We start from the raw sequence: 20229 nt of genomic DNA on the forward strand, positions 1-20229 counted from the left end.
CTTTTGCCTAAGCGTATATACCCAAGAGCTTCCTTTTTAAACAAGGGTAACCGCCTACCGCCTAAATTATAACGGTAAAAAGTCGCCTTTACAAGGAAGATAGCCTATTATATAGGATAAAATTCCTCTATGCTCTGGACGTGTAGATAGGGGCTGCTTTAGCCTCGATGGATCAGGTCTAGGCTGGACAAAAGTCTAAGCTGGGTAAAAGTAAAAGGGGACAAAGGGGTCGAGAAATATTGCACAATCTATTTTTATTGGGTATTATTGGTATAAGAGGAAGATGTATGGTGAAAGAAGGTGTAAAGTTGAAAACGCAAAAAATACCGGAAGCAACGATTACCCGCTTATCGGTGTACTCACGCTTTCTATCTGTAGTGGAGGCTTCAGGTATTAGTAGCATTTCTTCAGGCGAAATAGCTGAAGGAACAGGAGGTACACCGGCCCAGGTCAGAAAGGACCTGGCCTATTTTGGTGACTTTGGGACCCGGGGCGTCGGCTACAATGTGCCCAGTTTAAATGAGGCCATCAAAGAGATTCTAGGGGTAGACAAGCCTTGGCGGATGGTGCTTATAGGGGCTGGCAACTTAGGCTCGGCCCTAGCCCATTATTCAGGTTTTCGCAACCGGGGATTTGAAATCATAGCGGCCTTTGATAATGATATCCGCAAGGTTGGGATGACCCTGTCCGGCCTGCCTATTTTACCCATTGGTGAGATGGCGGCCTACATTGCTGAGCATGATATTCAAATTGCCATTATTACGGTCCCGGGACCGGCTGCCCAAGATGTTGCCGACGAATTGGCGGACACAGGGATAGCCGGCATCCTGAACTTTTCGCCGACAACCCTCAGCATGCCTGACCGGGTGTCGGTGCGCAATATTGACCTGACCGTGAACCTGGAAGTCTTAAGTTTTATTATTACCAATCGTGACTTTCTGGCCGGTGGCGCTTTAGTCGAATGAGCGCCCTGGTTCTGGTGTCCACGTCAGCCCAAAGGCAGGCCCTCCTTGCGCAATTGGGCTTGCCTTTTACGGTGGCAGCGCCTAAACTGGAAGTAGAGACCCTCAAACCTGGCTGGGGCCTGGATGAGGCCCTGGCAGACCTGGCCTTTCGCAAGGCCCAGACGGTCCGGGCAGACTATCCGGATGCCCTCCTCATTGGTTGTGATACCATGGTGGTGGCCGACGGAGAGCCCCTGGGCAAGCCGGCTGATTTGGCGGCTGCCCGGCAGATGCTGGAGGCCCTTTCCGGCAGGGTCCACCAAGTCAAGAGTGGCCTGGCCCTCCTTGTGCCGGATGGCCGGTCTTTCCAAGCGACCGTTACCACCCAGGTCCAGATGAAAAATTTAACGGAAGGCCTTATTGAGGCCTATTTGGCGACCCATGAAAGCAGAAACCGGGCCGGCAGCTATGCCATCCAGGGGCGGGGGGTTGCCCTAACAGAAGGGATCCAGGGGTCTTATACGAATGTCGTCGGCATGCCCCTGGAAGTGCTCTGCCAGTGGCTGGCTGACATTGGAGAGGAGCCGTTCGGTTATGAGTGATGAACGTTTAGGCGTCAAGTCTTTACCGCCGGAGCTGCGACCCCGGGAGCGGCTGCAGCAGTATGGGGCCCGGGCCCTGTCGGATGCAGAGCTCCTGGCCATCCTCCTGGGCAGTGGGACAAGCAAGTATAATGTCATCGATTTGGCTCAGCTGATTCTGCAGCATGCCGGCGGCCTGGCCCAGCTTACCCAGCTCAGCTATGAGCAGATCACCCAGCTGGACGGGATTGGCCCTAGCCGGGCCTGTACGGTATTGAGCCTGGGTGAACTGGCCCGGCGGCTGAGCCTTTTGCAGGCCGGGGGCCTGGTGGAAAAAATCGGCGGCAGTGCAGATGCCGGCCGCTACTTTAATGACCTGGCCTCCAGGCGGGGGCAAGAGTGCTTTATGGTCCTCTACCTGGACAGCAAGCACCGGGTCTTAGAGAAGAAGGTGGTCTCGGTCGGGACCCTAAATGAGGCCCCGGTCCATCCTCGTGATGTTTTTCACTATGCGGTCCATCACAATGCCTGCTGCATCATCTGCGGCCACAACCACCCCAGTAATGACCTGACACCCAGCCGGGCCGATGACCGGTTAACGGAACGTCTGCAGGCTGCAGCGGACTTACTGGGGATCGATTTATTAGACCATATTATTGTGGGCCACGAAGGCTTGGCCTATTATTCTTATAGAGAGCACGGACGGATTATTCAATAAAAGTGAGGAGGGGGACCATGGCGCGGATTACTGTTGTTGAAGACGAAACCGCTATTCGTGAACTCATTCGCCTGAACCTGGAATTGGCCGGCTATGAGGTCCAAGAAGCAAAAGACGGGTTGGAGGCCCTGAACCTGATCCGCAATAACCGGCCGGACCTCGTCTTGTTAGATATTATGATGCCGAAAATGGACGGCTACACCCTCTTGGAAGAACTGAAAAAAGACCAGGTGGCGGTGATTTGCCTCACGGCCAAGGATTCGGTCCAGGATAAGGTCAAGGGCCTTGAAATGGGGGCCGATGACTATATCACCAAGCCCTTTGACAGTATGGAGCTCCTGGCCCGGGTCAAGGCCGTCCTCCGGCGGACCGGGACCGAGGATGACCAGCTGGTGGCCAAGTCTGTCAGTTACCGGGATATTGTTCTGGATCCTGAGCAGCACCGGGTATCCAAGAAGGGGGAAGAAGTGCCCCTGACCCTGAAGGAATTTGAACTCCTGGCCTACCTCATTGAACACAAGGGGAATGTCTTAACCCGAGAGCAGCTCCTGAGCCAAATTTGGGGCTATGACTATGAGGGCAATACCCGGACGGTGGACATGCACGTCCAGCGGCTCCGGACCAAGCTGGACCTGGATACCATCAAGACGGTCTATAAAGTCGGCTACAGACTGGAGGAATAATGCGCTTTTCAGTCAAACTGGTGCTTATATGCGAGGGTATCTTTATTGCCCTGACCATCCTCATTGCAGCGACCATTGGGACCATGGCCTATGAAGAAACCCGTCAAGGGGTCATTGAAGGTTATATCTATGAGGCCGGGAATATCCTGAATAATATCAACCTCTACCTGTCTGAGCAAAAGCCGGTGGTGGATGTCGCTGCCAGTGTTGTGGATATTTTCAGCAAGGACGGTCTGGCCATTGAGGTGTACGACAAGGACCTCAACCGCTTGGCCGGGAATACGGATGGGCTTCAAAAAGTGCACCGGCCCGAATTGTCTGCCGCCCTGACCAATAGCGGGCGGCAGACTTTCGTATCCCGCCATGATGACCAAGGCCGCTACCTGGCTTTTTTTACGCAAAAATTAGACCGGGGCGATGACAGTTTACTGGTGGCCATTGTTAAGGACATCTCCGACCTAGATGCCCAGCGCCGAGCCACTTACCTGGTTACTGCCCAGGCCCTGGTGGTGGGCTGTCTGGTGGTCGCTATCCTTATTTGGCTGGTGACCAGCTACCTGACCCGGCCCATCCGGAACTTAAGCCGGGCCTCCCGGCGGATTGCCCTGGGGGACTACAGGGAGCGGGTCCCGGTGACGACCCAGGATGAATTCGGTGAACTGGCCCAGAGCTTTAACATGATGGCGGCAGCCGTCGAGGACAACATCGCCGAGCTGGAAGAGCGGAATGAGGCTCAAACCCGGATGATGGACAACCTCACCCATGAGCTCCGGACGCCTCTGACCTCTATTATCGGCTATGCAGACCTCCTCCAGCGGATGCCCTATGATGAAGCGACCCTGGCCAAGGGCCTCGGCTATATTTATAGCGAAGGCCAGCGGATGCTCAACTTAAACAAAACCCTGGTCGACCTGACCTATACCCGGCACGAGCCCGTTGACTTTGAACGGGCTGACTGGCTGCCGGTGGCCAAGGATGTCTGCGGGCTCATTAACTTGCGGGCCAAGGAAAAGGGGGTCGCGGTCTTTGTCTGCGAAGAATCCCTGTCCTTGGATATGGCACCGGACCTGATGCGGAGCCTTCTGACCAATCTTTTGGACAATGCCCTGAAGGCAACCCCTGCCGGTGGCCGGATCAGCCTTTATGCCAGGGAAGAGGCCGGCTGGGTTCATATTGTTGTGGCTGATACCGGTAAGGGGATGACCCCTGACCAGGTCAGCAAGATTACAGAACCCTTCTACCAGGTGGAAAAGTCCCGGAACCGGGGGGATGACCCCTTTGCCGGCCTGGGCCTGGGCCTGGCTATTGTGAAGCAAATTGTAGATAAGCACCAAGGGCACATTGACTTTTCCAGTATTCCCGGCCAGGGCACCGAGGCCTGCGTGACCCTGCCGCAAGTTCAGGCATCCAGGGACCGGGACGCTGATGAAGGCTCGCAACCAGCTGGTTAAAAAGACACTTGTGCCCCATAAAGAGATAAATAATGGTAATAAGAGGGTAAATAAAGAAAATGTACTGCAAAATTGTCAAAAGAGTGCTATTATTAAACCAGTCTATAAAGTTTTTTATAAGCTTATAAATTGGAGGAGGGAGTGCGAATGAAAAATATTAAATCCGTATTAGTCGCCAACCGCGGCGAAATAGCGATTCGCGTTTTCCGAGCTTGTAAGGAGCTTGGCATTCGTTCGATTGCCATTTACTCTGAAGAAGATAAAAATTCGCTTTATCGTACCCTGGCAGATGAGTCTTATCAAATTGGTAAGGGCAAGCTGCCGGTAGATGCTTATCTGGATATTGCAGAAATCATCGCCCTGGCCAAGGCCAAGGGGGTTGATGCCATCCATCCGGGTTACGGCTTTTTAGCTGAAAATGCCGAGTTCGCCGAATACTGCGAACGGTCCGGGATTATCTTTATCGGGCCGACCCATGAGATGCTCAATGCCCTCGGGGATAAGATTCAATCTAAAATTGTTGCCAAATCGGTGAATGTGCCCACCATTCCCGGCGTTGAAAAACCGGCCCTTAACCTGGAAGAAGCCCGGGAGTATGCCGAGGTTTGCGGCTATCCGATTATCTTAAAGGCTGCAGCCGGTGGTGGCGGTCGCGGGATGCGGGTGGTCTATAAAGAAGCTGACCTGGAAAATGAGTACCTGAGCGCCTGTAACGAAGCCAAAAAGGCCTTCGGTATTGGCGATGTCTTCGTGGAAAAATTTATCGCTGAACCCAAGCACATTGAAGTCCAGGTCCTGGGGGACAACTATGGCAACCTGGTCCACCTCTATGAGCGGGACTGCTCCATCCAGCGGCGCCACCAGAAGGTCATCGAATTTGCCCCGTCCCTGGTTCTGACCGATGCCCAGCGGGAAGCCATCTGCCAAGATGCCCTGAAGATTGCCGGCGCGGTCAACTACCGTAATGCCGGGACTGTGGAGTTCTTAGTCGACCATACCGGTCAGCACTATTTCATTGAAATGAACCCCCGGATCCAGGTTGAACACTGCGTTACTGAAATAATTACCGGGATCGATATCGTCCAAGCCCAAATCCGGGTGGCAGACGGCTACCGGTTGGATTCTGAAGAAGTCGGCATTCCCAACCAGGAAAGTATCCAGGTTCGGGGCCACGCCATCCAGTGCCGGGTGACCACCGAAGACCCCATCAACCACTTTGCACCGGACACCGGGACCATCAGCGTCTACCGGTCCAGCTCTGGTAACGGGATTCGCCTGGACAGCGGGAACGCCTATGCAGGGGCCTATATCAGCCCCTTCTACGATAGCCTCCTGGTTAAGGTGATTGCCTACAGCAATACCTTTGGCAGTACCATCGACAAGGCCATCCGGTGTTTGCGGGAAATGAAGATTAAGGGCGTTAAAACCAATATCGCCTTTTTGATCAACGTCTTAAATACAGAAGAATTTAGAAAGGGCCAGTGTGATACCGGCTTTATTGCCCGGACGCCGGAACTCTTTGACATCAGAAAGAGTAATGACAAGGAATTAAAAATCCTGACCTACCTGGCCAATAAGGTTGTTAATGAAACCAAGGGGAGCAAGCCTGCCTTTGATGTGCCGGTCGTCCCTAAGTTTGAAAAACCGGAAAAACCCCTGTACGGGACCAAGCAGCTCTTAGATGAAAAAGGGCCAGAAGGTTTGTGCAAGTGGGTCTTAGACCAGAAGAAGCTCCTCATTACCGATACCACCCTGCGGGATGCCCACCAGAGCCTGGTGGCCACCCGGATGCGGACGACGGATATGCTGAACATTGCCCCGGCCCTGTCTGTCCTGGGTAAGGACCTCTTCAGCCTGGAAATGTGGGGCGGGGCCACCTTTGACACCGCCTACCGCTTCTTAAAAGAAGATCCCTGGGACCGGTTGACCAAGCTCCGGGAAGCCATTCCGAATATCTTATTCCAGATGCTTTTCCGCGGGGCCAATGCCGTTGGCTACAAGAGCTACCCGGATAATGTTATCCGCCAGTTTGTCCAGGAATGCGCCAAGGGCGGCATCGATGTATTCCGGATTTTTGACTCCTTAAACTGGGTCGAAAGCATGAAGGTTTCCATTGACGAAGCCCTGAAAACCGACCGCCTGGTTGAAGGTTGCCTCTGCTACACCGGCGATATCATGGATAAGTCCCGGACCAAGTATGACCTGGACTACTTTGTCACCAAGGCTAAGGAATTAGAAGGCCTGGGCTGCCACATGATCGGCATTAAAGACATGAGTGCCCTCTTGAAGCCGCAAGCGGCCTTTGAACTGGTCACCGCCTTAAAAGAAAACGTTAAAATTCCTGTTCACCTCCATACCCACGATACCACCGGTAACGGGGTAGCGAGCCTCCTGATGGCCGCCCAGGCCGGGGTGGATATTGTCGACTGCGCCTTTAACGCCATGGCGGGCCTTACCAGCCAACCGGCCCTCAACTCCCTGGCTGCAGCCTTAATCAATACCGAACGGGACACCGGCTTAGATACGGATGACATGCAAAAAATCTCCGACTACTGGCAGGATGTCCGCCCGGTATATGCCCAGTTTGAATCCGGTTTAAAGGCCGGGTCCGCTGAAATTTACAAGTATGAAATCCCCGGCGGCCAATACTCCAACTTAAAAGCCCAGGTCGAAAGCTTCGGCCTCGGCCACCAGTTGGAAGAAGTAAAGGACATGTACGCGGAAGTCAACCAGATGCTGGGCGATATCGTCAAGGTAACGCCTTCATCCAAAGCCGTTGGCGACATGGCCATCTTCATGGTCCAAAATGGCCTGGATGCGGAAAACATCTATGAAAAAGGGAAAAACCTGGACTTCCCGGATTCCATTGTTTCTTACTTTGAAGGGATGATGGGGCAGCCGGAAGGGGGCTTCCCACCGAAACTGCAAAAGATTGTCTTAAAAGACCGGGAACCGATTACCTGCCGGCCCGGTGAGCTCTTAGAGCCGGAAGACTTTGAAGCAGATATGGCCCATATCAAGGAAGAGCTGGGCATTGAAGCAGACATGCGTGAAGCCGTCAGCTATGCCCTTTATCCTAAAGTTTACGAAGACTACTGGAAGAGCCTGGAAAAGGATGGGGACCTGTCTCATGTATCCAGTGACATTTTCTTCCATGGCTTAGCCGAAGGCGAAAGCGGGGACGTGGCCCTTGAAGAAGGGAAGGTCCTGGCTGTCAAGCTCATTGAAGTGAAAGACCCTGATGAAGAAGGGAACTCCCATGTAACCTTTGAGGTCAATGGGGCCCGCCGGGTGGTCAACGTCCTCAATGAATTCGCCACCAAGAGCCTGGAAATTGTCCGCAAACCGATTGCCGACCAGGATAACCCTGCCCATGTCGGTGCAAATATCCCCGGGACCGTCATTAAAATCAATGTCAAGGAAGGGGACGAAATCAAGGAAAACCAGCCGCTGATGGTCTTGGAAGCCATGAAAATGGAAACGAATGTCTTGGCACCGCGTGACGGGGTCATCCATCGGATCTTTGTTCAGGAAGGCAACCAAGTTGAAGCGGGCGAACTCATTGCCGAGCTGGAAGGCTAAGTGATTTTAAAGACGTCGGATGGCAATCCGGCGTCTTTTTTTATTATAGATGACTTATCAAGTGATGTTGCCTGTGGTAAAATAGATACAATATGGGTAATATTAGGCAAAGGAGGTCTGCAAATGCCTAAGCACGACTATGGGAAATATGTGTTTTATCTTGGCATGGTCTTGTGGCTCCTGGCTGCGGTCTTAAAGCTGGTTGACCAGGCCACGCTCCTGGGCTTAGCCGGCCTACTGGTCTTATTTGTAGCGGTCCGTAACAGCTGGGGCCTTTATGTTTATGCTTCAACAGGCCAGCCTCAAGCCAAACTCCAGGGTCTCTTTGACCAAATGGATGAACGGCGCGGCCTTATTTTTTATGCGGTATTTTTTGTGGGCCTGCTTTGGCTAGCCGGGGGGCTCATGGCCTTTTACGGCCTCATTCTGGCCTAGTCATATAGAGGAAAGGAGGTAGGCGGATGCGAAAGGTGTGGCAACTCGTAGGCAAATCGGATCAAGCGGCGGCGACCTATGCCCAAAAGGCTGGCGTTTCTCCAACCTTAGCCCGCCTGCTTCTCAATAGGGATATTCCGGCGGACCAGGCCCAGGACTTCTTAGAGGCGGACTATGCCGGGATCTCTGACCCTTCAGCCTTGTATAACCTGGATGTCGCAGTAGAGCGGATCATCCAGGCCATGGAAGATAGCCGGCCAATCGTGGTTTACGGGGATTACGATGTCGACGGGATGAGCGCTGCCACCCTCCTGTCGGATGCCCTCAGGGCCCTTGGTGCCCGGGTATCCGTTTATATTCCCTCCCGCCTGGAAGAGGGCTATGGCATTCACACCGCGGCCTTAAGTGACCTCAAGGCCGATAACCCCCTGCTGATTACAGTGGATACGGGGATTGCCGCTGCAGAAATCCTGAACCCCTTTATCCAAGAGGGGCTGGACGTCGTTGTGACAGACCACCACGTCCCGCCGGCAGACCTGCCGGACTGTCCGGTGGTGAATCCCAAGCTTCATCCGGAAACGACCCCCTTTGGACACTTGTGTGGGGCTGGGGTGGCCTTTATGCTGGTCCGAGGCGTCTACCGGGCCCTGGGCCGGTCGGCGGCAGAGCTGGCCCCTTATCTGGCCCTGGCCGCCCTGGCAACGGTGGCGGACATTGTCCCCCTGGTAGGGGACAACCGCCGGATTGTGAAGGCCGGTTTGGCCGTTTTGAATAAAAACCCCCAACCGGGGATTGCGGCCCTCATGACCGAGGCCAACCTGGCCCCGGGCAAGTTGCGGGCAGAGCATATTGCCTTTCAACTGGCCCCTCGGCTCAACGCTGCCGGCCGCTTGGATCAAACCAGCCTGGCCCTGGACTTACTGACGGCGAAAGACCAGGTCAGCGCCCAGCAAGCGGCAGCGGCCTTAAACCAACTGAATATCGACCGGAAAAGCATGGAAGAGGAGGCCTTCCAGGAGGCTGTGGCCCAAGTGACCGAGACCCGGCCCAAGGCGGTTGTGGTTGTCGGAGACGGCTGGCATCCTGGGATTATAGGGATTGTCGCCTCCCGGCTTATGGAGCGGTATGCAGTACCGGCCCTGGTCCTAACCGCCAAGGTCAGTGACCCCGGCGTCCTGACCGGGTCCGGTCGGGCCCCGGAAGGCTTTAACCTCTATGACCACTTGAAGGCCACGGCCGATGCGTTGGTCCAGTTTGGCGGCCATGCCAAGGCAGCTGGTTTGAGCCTTTTACGGGAAAAATTACCGGCCTTCCAGGCCGCCTTCATCAGAGAATGTGAGGAGAGCGCTGACCAGTGGTATGGCAAGGACCCCCTGAAAGTAGATGGGCTGCTCAAGCCGGCTGACATTGATGAGGACCTCTGGGCAGACCTGGACCGGCTGGAACCGACCGGCTGTGGCAACCCCATGCCGACCTTCGCCTTTATGGCTGCTTCCTCCCTCAAGGCCCGGGCCTGCGGCAAGGACGATGCCCACCTGCAGATTTCTGTCCTGGCCCCCCAAGGGGACATCCGGGGTATTGCCTTTAGACGGGGCAAGGACCTCCAGCAAACGACCAGGGGGCCTCAAGACATCCTCTTTGCCGTAAATAAGTCTAACTTCCGCGGACAGGACCGATTGGAAATGATGGTCAAGGATATCCGCCCGGCCTATATGGCCGATGGCCCCCTCGATGACCAGCTTTACCTCCAGGGCAAGGACCAGCTCCAAGAAAGGCCCTATGCCGATATCGGCGAAGCGGATACCTTTTACACCAAGGTGGCCGGGGTCAGCTTTGAGCGGCGGCAGAGCCTTTTAACTAAGATTCAGGCGCCCACCCCGGTGGACCTAGTGGCCGAACCGGATAACCCCCATGACCCCAATGCCCTGGCTGTGGTCACCGAGTGGGGGAAGATTGGTTACCTAAACCGGGATTTGGCCGCTACCCTAGCCCCCTTGATCCAAGCTGGTCGGCGGTATGAGGCCGTCCTGACGACCATTACCGGGTCAGGGGATACCCTCCATGGCGCTAACCTTAAGATCAGTCAGGTCAAACAGTTGGAAGACCGGCAGCCGGCCCGCCAAGCTGACCGGCCCCAGGGCCTGGCCCCAGCGGACATCGCTGACCGCCTCCTCAAGGGTGGCCAGCTCCACGTCAAGCAGGCAGAGGCTCTTGAGGCCCTGGCCGCAGGCAAAGATGTGGCCCTCATCATGGGGACGGGCCGCGGCAAATCCCTGGTTTACCAGGCCCAGGCCGCCGCCAAGGCCCTGACTGACGGGCAAATGACGGTGGTCTTCTTCCCCTTAAAGGCCCTGCTCAAGGACCAGTTTCGTTACCTCCAGCCGGCCATGGCGGCCTTAGGCCTGGCGGTTTATGAGGCCTATGGCGACCTTTCCGGCCGCCGGCGGGTCGACCTTTTTGGGGCCCTGGCCGATGGTCGGGCGGATATTGTCCTGGCAACGCCGGAATTTTTCTTTGGTAATGAAGCCGCCTTCCGACAAGGCCGAAAAGCAATCGGCTTCTGGGTCCTGGATGAAGCCCACCACCTGGCCGACCGCCGGGCCGGCTACCGCCAGCTCAGGGAGACCCTGCCCCAGCTGGGCGGCCAATGCCTGGCCTTAACGGCCACCATGTCCGACCATGCGGCAGAGGCCTGCCAAGCGGCCCGGCCCGGTATTGCCTTTATAGCCGATGCCGGCAAACGAGAAAATTTGCAGATCATCGATAAGCGGGGCCTGGAAAAGAAAAACCAATACCTCTTCCGCCTGGCCCTGTCCGGGGAAAAGACCATCTGTTATGTCAATAGCCGGAAGCAGGCCCTGGATATTGCTAAAAAGCTCCGTTTTTACCTGCCCTACCAGCTGCGGCAGACCGTCGGCTACTACCATGGGGGGCTCAATAAAAAGGCCCGGGCCTGGCTCCAGGAGGCCTTTCAAAGGGGTCAAATCCGCCTTTTGATTGCGACCACCGCCTTTGGTGAAGGCATCCACTTACCGGATGTCCGCCATGTAGTGGTCTACCACCTTTGTTTTTCAGAGGAGGCCTTTAACCAGCTGGCCGGTCGGGCCGGCAGGGATGGAGTCCCGGCCTATATCCACCTGCTTTATGGCGAGCGGGACCAGGCCTTAAATGAACTGATCCTATCCAGGGCCTGCCCGGACCGGCAGGTCCTGGGCAGGCTCTACCAGCTCATCCGCCGGCGGTTAAAGGAGGGACCGGACCCCCTCCGAAAGGACCTTTTAGCAGGCCTGGGCGGCGAGAAAATCCCTTATGAGACCCTCCGCCTAGCCAAACGGATTTTTACAGAACTGGGCTTTCTCAACCGGCGGGAGGCAGATGGCCGCTATACCCTGGTGGCCAATGCCGGTAAGAAGGCCCTGGACCAATCACCAACCTATCAGGAAATCGCCCATGAACGGGCTGATTATACCCAGTACTTAGACCTTGCCTTCCACCGGGAGGCAGCTGTTATCACTGCCCAGGTGCAGGCACCCATTCTACCGCATCCAGCCTATTTTGAAGGAGGTGGTCCTGATGACTGAAACCGTACGGTTTAAGGACTTAATAGATGCTGTTTATAAAACCAATCCGGATGCAGACTTTGCTTTCTTACAAGATGCCTACTGGTTTGCTGAAGAATTTCATCAGGGACAATACCGGAAGTCCGGTGAACCTTATATTACGCACCCACTTCACGTGGCTATTTTGCTCGCTGAACTGGGGCTAGATGACCGCGCTATTGCGGCCGGTTTGCTGCATGATGTGGTGGAAGATACCGGCTGTACCACCCGGGGCCTGGTCGACCATTTCGGTGAAGACGTGGCCTTCTTGGTTGAAGGGGTCACCAAGCTGGACCAGCTTTCCTGTGTATCCAGAGAAGAGCGCCAGTTGGAAAGTTACCGGAAAATGTTTGTGGCCATGGCCCAGGACATCCGGGTGATTATCATAAAACTGGCCGACCGGTTACATAATATGCGGACCATGGACTTCCAGGCCCCTGAAAAGCAGGCCCGGATTGCCCGGGAAACCCTGGAAATTTATGCCCCCATTGCAGACCGCCTAGGGATTATCACCCTGAAGTGGGAACTGGAAGACCTCTCCCTGCGCTACCTGGAGCCGGATGTCTACTACGATTTAGTGGATCGGATTTCCATGAAGCGGGAAGAGCGGGAAGAGTATATCGATGAAGTCATTGATGACATTTCCGATGAACTGAAAAAACGGGACCTATACTTTGAAATTGCCGGGCGGCCCAAGCACTTTTACAGCATTTACCGGAAAATGAAAAAGAAAAACAAGGACCTGGATGAAATTTATGACCTCATTGCCATTCGGGTCCTGGTCAATACCGTCCAGGACTGCTATGTGGTTCTAGGGGTGGTCCACTCCCTATGGAAACCGGTCCCCCTCCGTTTTAAGGACTACATCGCCATGCCCAAGCCCAATATGTACCAGTCCCTGCACACCACCGTCATTGGCCCCCGGGGTGAGCGGTTTGAAATCCAAATCCGCACCTTTGAAATGCACCAGGTAGCAGAATACGGGGTTGCCGCCCACTGGCTTTACAAGCAGAGCGGGGGCAGCGAAAAGACCAATGACGTCAACCAGCTGGACTGGATTAAGCACCTAAAAGAGCTCCAGGACGATGCCGATGACAGCAAGGAAATGCTGGAAAACATCAAGCTCCAGCTCTTCTCCGATGCGGTCTTCGTCTTCTCCCCTCAAGGGGAGGTCTATGAGCTCCCCCAAGGGTCTACCCCTATCGACTTTGCCTACCGGGTCCATACGGAAATCGGTAACCAGTGCGTAGGCGCCAAGGTCAACAACCGGATTGTCCCCTTTGACTACCAGCTGAAAAACGGCGACAGTGTAGAAATTCTACGGTCTAAGAACAGCAAGGGGCCCAGTCGAAACTGGCTCAACATCGTCAAAAGTCCCCAGGCTAAAAATAAGATCCGCCAATGGCTCAAAAAGAATAAGCGGGAAGAAAATATCGAGCGGGGCGAGGAGCTCTATAAAAAGGCCCTTAAGTACCTGGGCTTGGATGAGGGTATTTTCGGCAAGGAAGAAAATATCAACCGGATATCCGGGAAAATGGGCTATAACACCGCTGACGATGTCTTCTGCGCCCTGGGCATTGGTGGTTTATCCACCAACCAGGTCATTAACCGGCTGCGGGAAGAATTTAAAGAGGAATTAAAGTCCCAGCGTGAAGAAGCCCCGGCCCAGGAGACCGAATTAAAGACGGCTTCCAGCTCAACGCCTAAGACCCATATTGAGGAATCCGGTAAGAGTTTCGGTGGCGTGGCCATTTCCGGAACCGCTGATGTCAGCGTCCGCTTTGCCAATTGCTGCAAGCCCGTCCCCGGTGACCCGATTGTGGGTTACATCACCCGGGGCCATGGGGTCACCGTCCACCACGCCGACTGTGCCAACATCCTAAAACTGCCTGAAAAAGAGCGGGTCCGGCTGACAGAGGTCAAATGGCAGGGCTACGAGGACTCTCTCTTCAAGGTGGAACTCTCGGTCGAAGCCTTCGACCGGCCAAAAATCACCCCAGAGGTCATGGCCCTAATCAATGACGCCGATGTTCATATCCTGTCCATCACGTCCCGGGTCCACAATTATATGGCTGTTATGGATATTACCCTTGAAGTCGGGGACATCCATGAGCTCCAGGTGGTTATGGATAAAATTTCCAGCATTCCGGATGTCTTTCAAGTTCGGCGGCAATTTTCCCGGAAGGAGTCTTAATATGCGTGCCCTTGTTCAGCGGGTGAGCCAGGCCAAGGTTGAGGTAGAAGGCCAAACCATCGGCCAGATAGCCCAAGGCCTCCTGGTCCTTGTTGGCGTCACCCATGATGATAATCCGGCCAAGTGCCGGTGGTTGGCCGATAAGGTGGCCAACCTGCGAATTTTTGAAGATGAGGCCGGCAAGATGAACCGGTCAGTCCTAGACCAGGGCGGGGCTATTTTAGCCGTCTCTCAATTTACCCTCTACGGGGATGCTCGGCGGGGCCGGCGGCCTTCTTTTACAGAAGCGGCGCCCCCTGAGGCGGCTAATGCCCTCTATGAGCTCTTTTGCGACCAGCTCCGGGAGACAGGTCTGACCGTTGAAACCGGTCAATTTCAGGCGGATATGGCTGTTAGCCTGACCAATGATGGCCCGGTCACCCTACTTGTTGAAACACCCCCAGCTCAGAGATAAAGGAGAGGACCTATGAAAGTTGAACCCTTAGTTGTTGGGCCCATTGAGGCCAATTGCTACCTGGTCTATGCGGAAGACAGTAAAGAAGCCGCCATTATTGACCCGGGTGCAGATGGCCAGCGGATTATTGCGGAAATCGACCGCCTGAGCCTTAGCCCTAAAATGGTCATCAATACCCATGGCCACTATGACCATGTGGGCGCCAATGATGACGTTGCCGGCCACTTTGACATCCCGGTTTACATTTACCGGGATGATGCCGGCATGCTGGGCAGCCAGCAGGACTTTTTCGGCATGCAGGTCCACACCCGGGCCGCTGACCGGGAAATGGCCGATGGGGACAAGATTCCCCTGGCCAGCCAGGAAATAACCGTCATCCATACCCCGGGCCATACTCGGGGCGGATGCGTCCTTTACCTGGAAAAAGAAGGGATCGCCTTTACCGGGGATACTGTCTTTAAAGGGACCGTCGGCCGGACTGACCTGGAAGGTGGCAGCTTTGAAGAAATCGTCACCTCTGTCCAGAAGCGGCTGGCTGACCTGCCTGATGAGACCGTCCTTTATCCCGGCCACGGGCCTAAGACCACCCTGGCCTTTGAGCGGCAGCATAATCCTTACTTCCGCTGGGAGGCTTGACCCGTTGACAAAAATAGCTTAAATGACTACAATTTAATGTAGTTTAGCGGAAATGTTTAAGAACGCCTCTGCCCCGTGGACGAGGCGTTTTTTATTGTAATACCTACTTGGAGGGGATCTTTTTGCTGACCACCAGGCCTCGCGGCATTAATGATATACTGCCCGGCGATGTGGAGGGCTGGCAAGCCTTGGAAGCCCACATTCGTCACTTGTTCTCCCTGTACCACTATGAAGAAATACGCACCCCGATTTTTGAACATACCGAGCTCTTTTTGCGCAGTGTCGGGGAAACCAGCGATATTGTCGAAAAAGAAATGTACTCTTTTGAAGATAAGGGACTCAGGCACATCACCCTCCGGCCGGAAGGGACAGCTGGGGTGGTTCGAGCTTATATTGAAAATAAGCTCTTCGCCGGCCCGGCCCCCCAAAAGCTTTACTATATCGGGCCCATGTTTCGCTATGACCAGCCCCAGGCCGGCCGTTACCGCCAGTTCCACCAGTTCGGCTGTGAGGTCTTAGGCAGCGATGCCCCGGTTGTTGATGCCGAGGTCATCACCTTTGCTGTGGACCTCTTCAGCCGTCTTGGCCTCCAGGACCTCAAGGTCTCCCTGAATACAGTTGGCTGCCCGGCATGTCGGCCGGCCTATGAAAAGGCCCTGGTGGATTATTTTACCGGGCATGAAGAAGACCTCTGTGATACCTGTAAAGACCGGCTCCACCGGAATCCGCTGCGGATTTTAGACTGCAAGGAAGAGGGCTGCAAGGCCCTGGCCGCCCAGGCACCGACCACCCTGGATTATGCCTGTGACCACTGCAAGGACCACTTTGCAGCGGTGCGGGGCTACCTTGATGAAGTGGGCATTGCCTATGAGTTGGATTCCACCCTGGTGCGGGGCTTGGACTACTATACCCAAACGGCCTTTGAAGTCATCATGACCCAAAAAAGCGGGGCTCAAAATGCCATCTGCGGTGGCGGTCGCTACAATAAGCTGGTCTATAATTGTGGCGGTCAGGATACTCCCGGGGTTGGCTTTGCTGCCGGGATGGAGCGGCTGCTTCTGATCCTGGAAAGCCAGGGCCTAGCCATTGGCCAGCGGCGGACGCCGGCGGTCTACCTGGCCCCCATGGATGCCGAGGCTTCGAAAATGGCCTTTGCCCTGGCCAAGGCACTCCGGGTTAAGGACATCGCTGTCGAAATGGATAGCATGGGCAAGAGCCTCAAGGCACAAATGAAAAATGCCGACCGTCTGCAGGTGGCCTATACCGTCCTCATTGGCGAAAATGAGCGGCAGGGTGGCTTTGCAACGGTCCGGCAGATGGCGACCGGTGAACAAACAGAAATCGATTTAGATAAACTCGTCACTTACTTGGAAAAGGGGATTAAGCATGTTGCCACTTAAAAAAACACATGAATGTGCAGCCTTAACAGAGGGGCACATTGGAGAAGAAGTTATTTTAACCGGCTGGGTACAAAAACGCCGGGACCATGGTGGGGTTATTTTTATTGACTTCCGCGACCGGAGCGGGATTGTTCAGGTGACGGCCAACCCGGAAATCTGCTCGGCAGAAACCTTTGCCCTGGCTGAAGAAATCCGGAGCGAATTTGTCCTCGGCGTTCGCGGCACCGTCAAAAAACGCCCGGAAGGCATGGAAAACGACCACCTGTCTACCGGGACCATCGATGTCGTGGCCAGTGAAATCGTTATTTATAACCGGTCTAAAACACCGCCTTTTTACCTGACTGACGATGTGGATGTTGACGAAAACAAGCGGCTCAAATTCCGCTACCTGGATCTCCGTCGGCCGGAAATGCGCGATAACCTGCGGATGCGCCATGTGGCCATGACCGCCATGCGGCGGAGCCTGGATGACCAAGGCTTCTGGGAAATTGATACCCCTATTTTGATGAAGAGCACCCCTGAAGGGGCCCGGGACTTTCTGGTTCCCAGCCGGGTCAACCCCGGGAAGTTTTACGCCCTGCCCCAGTCGCCCCAGCAGTACAAGCAGCTCCTGATGGTTTCCGGGGTGGAAAAATACTACCAGGTGGCCCGTTGTTTCCGGGATGAAGACCTCCGGGCTGACCGCCAGCCGGAATTCACCCAGCTGGACCTGGAAATGTCCTTCGTCGATGAAGAGGACGTTATCGCCACGACAGAAGCCCTGATTAAGGATGTCTTTAAAGCGACTTTAGACCAAGATGTGCCGACCCCCTTCCCCCAGATGACCTGGCAGGAGGCCATGGACCGGTTTGGCAGTGATAAGCCGGACACCCGCTTTGGCTACGAACTGGTCGACCTGTCTGACCTGGTCAAAGACTGCGGCTTCAAGGTCTTCAGCGGGGCCGTTGCCTCCGGTGGGGTGGTCAAGGCCATCAATGCCAAGGGCTGTGCAGACCTCAGCCGCCGGACCCTGGACGAACTGGGTAAATTTGTGTCCATCTATGGGGCCAAGGGTCTGGCCTATATTGTCGTTGAAGAGGGGAACCTCAAGTCCCCCATCACCAAGTTTTTGGACGAAAGCCTCGTCCAAGCCATCCTCGACCGGATGGGGGCCGAAGTCGGTGATATCATCTTCTTCGGCGCTGACTCCTTTAAGGTGGTTTCCGACAGCCTGGGCCACCTGCGGCTAAAACTGGGCGAAATGCGGGGCCTGATTGACGAAGCCGCCTTTAACTTCCTCTGGGTCCGGGAATTCCCCCTCCTCGAGTATGATGAAGAAGAAGGCCGGTTCACCGCCGTCCACCACCCCTTTACAGCGCCGATTGCTGAAGACCTGGATGCCTTTGCTGACGAACCGGGCAAAATCCGGTCCCGGGCCTATGACGTGGTCTTAAATGGGGTCGAACTCGGTGGGGGAAGTATCCGTATCCACGACCGGGCCCTCCAGGAACGGGTCTTTGACCTACTGGGCCTGGCTCCGGAAGTCTATGAAGACCAATTCAGCACCCTCTTGGAAGCCTTTGAATATGGGGCACCGCCTCATGGGGGCTTGGCCATCGGCTTAGACCGGATGCTTATGCTCATCGGCGGCCGGAAGACCATCCGGGACGTCATCCCCTTCCCGAAAACCCAAAGTGCTGTGGACCTCATGGTAGACGCCCCCTCGGCTGTTGACCGCAAGCAATTACGGGACCTGCACCTCAAACTGGACGTGAAAGAAGAGGTCTAAGACCAGCAGTAGCCTTGAAAGGCCCTTCAGTCTATGCTAAAATATATTTAAATTAAATTTCCTGCTACGTTTGTATGTACGTGGTCAGTTTTGTTCCAACACACTTTTTATAGGGAGCCTGACCTCGAACGGTGAATATGCAGCTTAATTGCTACATGGAAGGCGTTTGGGAGGCACCCACCTGCTTGAGCAGGTTCAAAACACTGCGTGCATACGGCGATGTGGGAAATCTTTTGTCTACAAACGATTGGATACCTGTCCAATCGTTTTTATTGTTAAGGGGGTCATCATGAAAGTACAGGGACGCCTGCTTGGCGAATTATTCTTGGTCTTCCTCAAAATTGGTGCCTTTACCTTCGGCGGCGGCTACGCCATGTTGCCGATCATTTACGAGGATATCTGCGAAAGGCATAGGTGGATCGATGAAAAGGAAATGGACAAGATCATCCTGATTTCCCAATCCCTGCCTGGGGTCATGGCCGTCAACTGTGCGACCCAGGTGGGCTACCGGCTGCAGGGGCTCTTAGGGGCCCTGGTCTGCACCTTGGGGGTCATCTTACCTTCTTTATTAATCATTATGATTTTGGCCAATTTAATTATGAAATACCGCAATAATCCCCACGTGGCCAGCATGTTCTTTATGATTCGGGCCGCTGTTTCCGGCCTGGTCTTCGGTGCAGCTGTTAAAATGGGTAAGCAGAGCCTCAAGACGGTCTTTGGCTGGAGCCTGATTATCCTATCTGCCGTCTTTACCTACCTGTCCCTCTTTAACCCCATCTTTCTCATCTTGGCTGGGGCCCTGGCCGGCTATATTTATACCCGGGTCGGAAAGGAGGCCGTATGATTTACTGGCAGCTATTTTCTATTTTTTTCATGATTGGTGTCTTTTGCTTTGGGGGCGGCTATGCTATTGTCCCCTTCATCCAGGATTCTGTTGTAGAAAGAGGCTGGATTACCATTGCTGAATTTGCGGATATTATTGCCGTATCTGAAAGCACCCCGGGGCCGATTTCCATTAATACAGCCACCTTCGTGGGCTATAAGTTAGCCGGGGTACCGGGGGCTGTGGTGGCCACCTTTTCCCTGTGCCTGCCTGCCTTTATCCTGGTCATGACGGTGGTCCGCCTCTTATATACCAAGCGGGGGGCCAGGTTTATGGACCGGATCTTAATCGGCATCCGGCCGGTGGTGGTGGGGATGATCTTCTTTGCGGCCTGGACCGTTGGCCAGAGTGCCTTTTTTACCAGGATTCCCGGCCTGCCCGCCTTTAGCAATGCCCTGGCGGTAGCGGTCGCTGTCCTGGCTGTAGTGGCTACGCTGAAGTACCACATCAGCCCGATTAAAATCATCGCCGGGTCAGCGGCGCTAGGTATCCTGATCAGCTTTTTATAATATTGACACCACTCGTTCCTTACGGTATGATAACACTAATTTAGTGCGTTAAACCCATAAAGGAGCGCCATATGTACGAATCAAAATTAGCTAACCCATCCTTAGACCGCCTTTTTCAAGCCATTTCTGTCCTGGAAAGCCAGGAAGAATACTATCGTTTTTTTGAAGATATTTGCACCATCTCTGAACTACACGCCATTGCCCAGCGGTTAGATGTCGCTGTGATGCTTTCTGCTGATGAAACCTATACGCAGATTGCCGAAACAACCGGGGCCAGCACCGCAACCATTAGCCGGGTCAAGAAATGCTTGAATTACGGGGCCAATGGCTATCGGATTGCCTTGGCCCGTCTGGACTTAACTGATAGTAGGGAAATAGAACAGAAAGGGTAA

General features: G+C 54.6%; 16 protein-coding genes and 1 other RNA gene. All 17 read left to right on the plus strand.

What is annotated here, in order from left to right; translation table 11 throughout:
* Positions 1 to 308 precede the first annotated feature (308 nt).
* Positions 309 to 965: a redox-sensing transcriptional repressor Rex gene (locus ACLGL1_RS02620; protein WP_411007242.1), complete on the plus strand. Its 657-nt coding sequence runs from the start codon at positions 309 to 311 to the stop codon at positions 963 to 965.
* Positions 962 to 1546, plus strand: coding sequence for a Maf family protein (locus tag ACLGL1_RS02625; protein WP_411007243.1), 585 nt, complete (start codon positions 962 to 964; stop codon positions 1544 to 1546). Before ACLGL1_RS02620 ends, ACLGL1_RS02625 begins: the two co-directional genes overlap by 4 nt.
* On the plus strand, positions 1539 to 2243 hold the full coding sequence (gene radC, locus ACLGL1_RS02630) for a RadC family protein (RefSeq protein ID WP_411007244.1): 705 nt from the start codon (positions 1539 to 1541) through the stop codon (positions 2241 to 2243). Before ACLGL1_RS02625 ends, radC begins: the two co-directional genes overlap by 8 nt.
* A 17-nt stretch (positions 2244 to 2260) precedes the next feature.
* Positions 2261 to 2926, plus strand: coding sequence for a response regulator transcription factor (locus ACLGL1_RS02635; RefSeq protein WP_411007245.1), 666 nt, complete (start codon positions 2261 to 2263; stop codon positions 2924 to 2926).
* Entirely contained in the window at positions 2926 to 4377 is a 1452-nt protein-coding gene (locus ACLGL1_RS02640) for a sensor histidine kinase (RefSeq protein WP_411007246.1), read from the plus strand. Before ACLGL1_RS02635 ends, ACLGL1_RS02640 begins: the two co-directional genes overlap by 1 nt.
* A gap of 147 nt (positions 4378 to 4524) precedes the next feature.
* Positions 4525 to 7959, plus strand: coding sequence for a pyruvate carboxylase (locus ACLGL1_RS02645; RefSeq protein ID WP_411007247.1), 3435 nt, complete (start codon positions 4525 to 4527; stop codon positions 7957 to 7959).
* Between the two features lie 123 nt (positions 7960 to 8082).
* Positions 8083 to 8394: a hypothetical protein gene (locus ACLGL1_RS02650; protein WP_411007248.1), complete on the plus strand. Its 312-nt coding sequence runs from the start codon at positions 8083 to 8085 to the stop codon at positions 8392 to 8394.
* A 26-nt stretch (positions 8395 to 8420) separates the two neighbouring features.
* Entirely contained in the window at positions 8421 to 11975 is a 3555-nt protein-coding gene (gene recJ / locus ACLGL1_RS02655; protein WP_411007249.1) for a single-stranded-DNA-specific exonuclease RecJ, read from the plus strand.
* The gene (locus tag ACLGL1_RS02660; RefSeq protein WP_411007250.1) at positions 11968 to 14187 is read left to right on the plus strand and encodes a RelA/SpoT family protein; all 2220 of its coding nucleotides are present in this window, start codon (positions 11968 to 11970) and stop codon (positions 14185 to 14187) included. The genes recJ and ACLGL1_RS02660 overlap by 8 nt, the downstream gene beginning before the upstream one ends.
* Position 14188: 1 nt before the next feature.
* Positions 14189 to 14641 (plus strand): D-aminoacyl-tRNA deacylase, encoded by a 453-nt coding sequence (gene dtd, locus ACLGL1_RS02665; protein WP_411007251.1) that lies wholly within the window; start codon positions 14189 to 14191, stop codon positions 14639 to 14641.
* A gap of 12 nt (positions 14642 to 14653) precedes the next feature.
* Positions 14654 to 15277 (plus strand): MBL fold metallo-hydrolase, encoded by a 624-nt coding sequence (locus tag ACLGL1_RS02670; RefSeq protein WP_411007252.1) that lies wholly within the window; start codon positions 14654 to 14656, stop codon positions 15275 to 15277.
* 122 nt (positions 15278 to 15399) lie between these two features.
* Positions 15400 to 16677, plus strand: a complete 1278-nt coding sequence (gene hisS / locus ACLGL1_RS02675; RefSeq protein WP_411007253.1) for a histidine--tRNA ligase — start codon at positions 15400 to 15402, stop codon at positions 16675 to 16677.
* Positions 16664 to 18445 (plus strand): aspartate--tRNA ligase, encoded by a 1782-nt coding sequence (aspS, locus tag ACLGL1_RS02680; RefSeq protein WP_411007254.1) that lies wholly within the window; start codon positions 16664 to 16666, stop codon positions 18443 to 18445. The genes hisS and aspS overlap by 14 nt, the downstream gene beginning before the upstream one ends.
* 55 nt (positions 18446 to 18500) lie before the next feature.
* A non-coding RNA gene (ssrS, locus tag ACLGL1_RS02685) (6S RNA) lies at positions 18501 to 18677 on the plus strand.
* Positions 18678 to 18734: 57 nt separating this feature from the next.
* A complete protein-coding gene (locus tag ACLGL1_RS02690; protein ID WP_411007255.1) occupies positions 18735 to 19289 on the plus strand; it encodes a chromate transporter in 555 nt (184 codons plus the stop codon).
* Positions 19286 to 19837 carry a chromate transporter gene (locus tag ACLGL1_RS02695; protein WP_411007256.1) on the plus strand — a complete coding sequence of 184 codons (552 nt, stop codon included), beginning with the start codon at positions 19286 to 19288 and terminating at the stop codon, positions 19835 to 19837. The genes ACLGL1_RS02690 and ACLGL1_RS02695 overlap by 4 nt, the downstream gene beginning before the upstream one ends.
* Positions 19838 to 19908: 71 nt before the next feature.
* Entirely contained in the window at positions 19909 to 20229 is a 321-nt protein-coding gene (locus ACLGL1_RS02700) for a YerC/YecD family TrpR-related protein (RefSeq protein WP_411007257.1), read from the plus strand.

The organism is Peptococcus simiae (assembly GCF_046569735.1).
GTDB lineage: Bacteria > Bacillota > Peptococcia > Peptococcales > Peptococcaceae > Peptococcus > Peptococcus simiae_A.

Coding starts and splice junctions, on each gene's coding strand:
- ACLGL1_RS02695 (WP_411007256.1), top strand. CDS start 19,286: ATGATTTACTGGCAGCTATTTTCTATTTTTTTCATGATTGGTGTCTTT.
- ACLGL1_RS02700 (WP_411007257.1), top strand. CDS start 19,909: ATGTACGAATCAAAATTAGCTAACCCATCCTTAGACCGCCTTTTTCAA.
- ACLGL1_RS02650 (WP_411007248.1), top strand. CDS start 8,083: ATGCCTAAGCACGACTATGGGAAATATGTGTTTTATCTTGGCATGGTC.
- ACLGL1_RS02625 (WP_411007243.1), top strand. CDS start 962: ATGAGCGCCCTGGTTCTGGTGTCCACGTCAGCCCAAAGGCAGGCCCTC.
- ACLGL1_RS02640 (WP_411007246.1), top strand. CDS start 2,926: ATGCGCTTTTCAGTCAAACTGGTGCTTATATGCGAGGGTATCTTTATT.
- dtd (WP_411007251.1), top strand. CDS start 14,189: ATGCGTGCCCTTGTTCAGCGGGTGAGCCAGGCCAAGGTTGAGGTAGAA.
- ACLGL1_RS02660 (WP_411007250.1), top strand. CDS start 11,968: ATGACTGAAACCGTACGGTTTAAGGACTTAATAGATGCTGTTTATAAA.
- radC (WP_411007244.1), top strand. CDS start 1,539: ATGAGTGATGAACGTTTAGGCGTCAAGTCTTTACCGCCGGAGCTGCGA.
- ACLGL1_RS02645 (WP_411007247.1), top strand. CDS start 4,525: ATGAAAAATATTAAATCCGTATTAGTCGCCAACCGCGGCGAAATAGCG.
- recJ (WP_411007249.1), top strand. CDS start 8,421: ATGCGAAAGGTGTGGCAACTCGTAGGCAAATCGGATCAAGCGGCGGCG.
- ACLGL1_RS02690 (WP_411007255.1), top strand. CDS start 18,735: ATGAAAGTACAGGGACGCCTGCTTGGCGAATTATTCTTGGTCTTCCTC.
- ACLGL1_RS02670 (WP_411007252.1), top strand. CDS start 14,654: ATGAAAGTTGAACCCTTAGTTGTTGGGCCCATTGAGGCCAATTGCTAC.
- aspS (WP_411007254.1), top strand. CDS start 16,664: ATGTTGCCACTTAAAAAAACACATGAATGTGCAGCCTTAACAGAGGGG.
- ACLGL1_RS02635 (WP_411007245.1), top strand. CDS start 2,261: ATGGCGCGGATTACTGTTGTTGAAGACGAAACCGCTATTCGTGAACTC.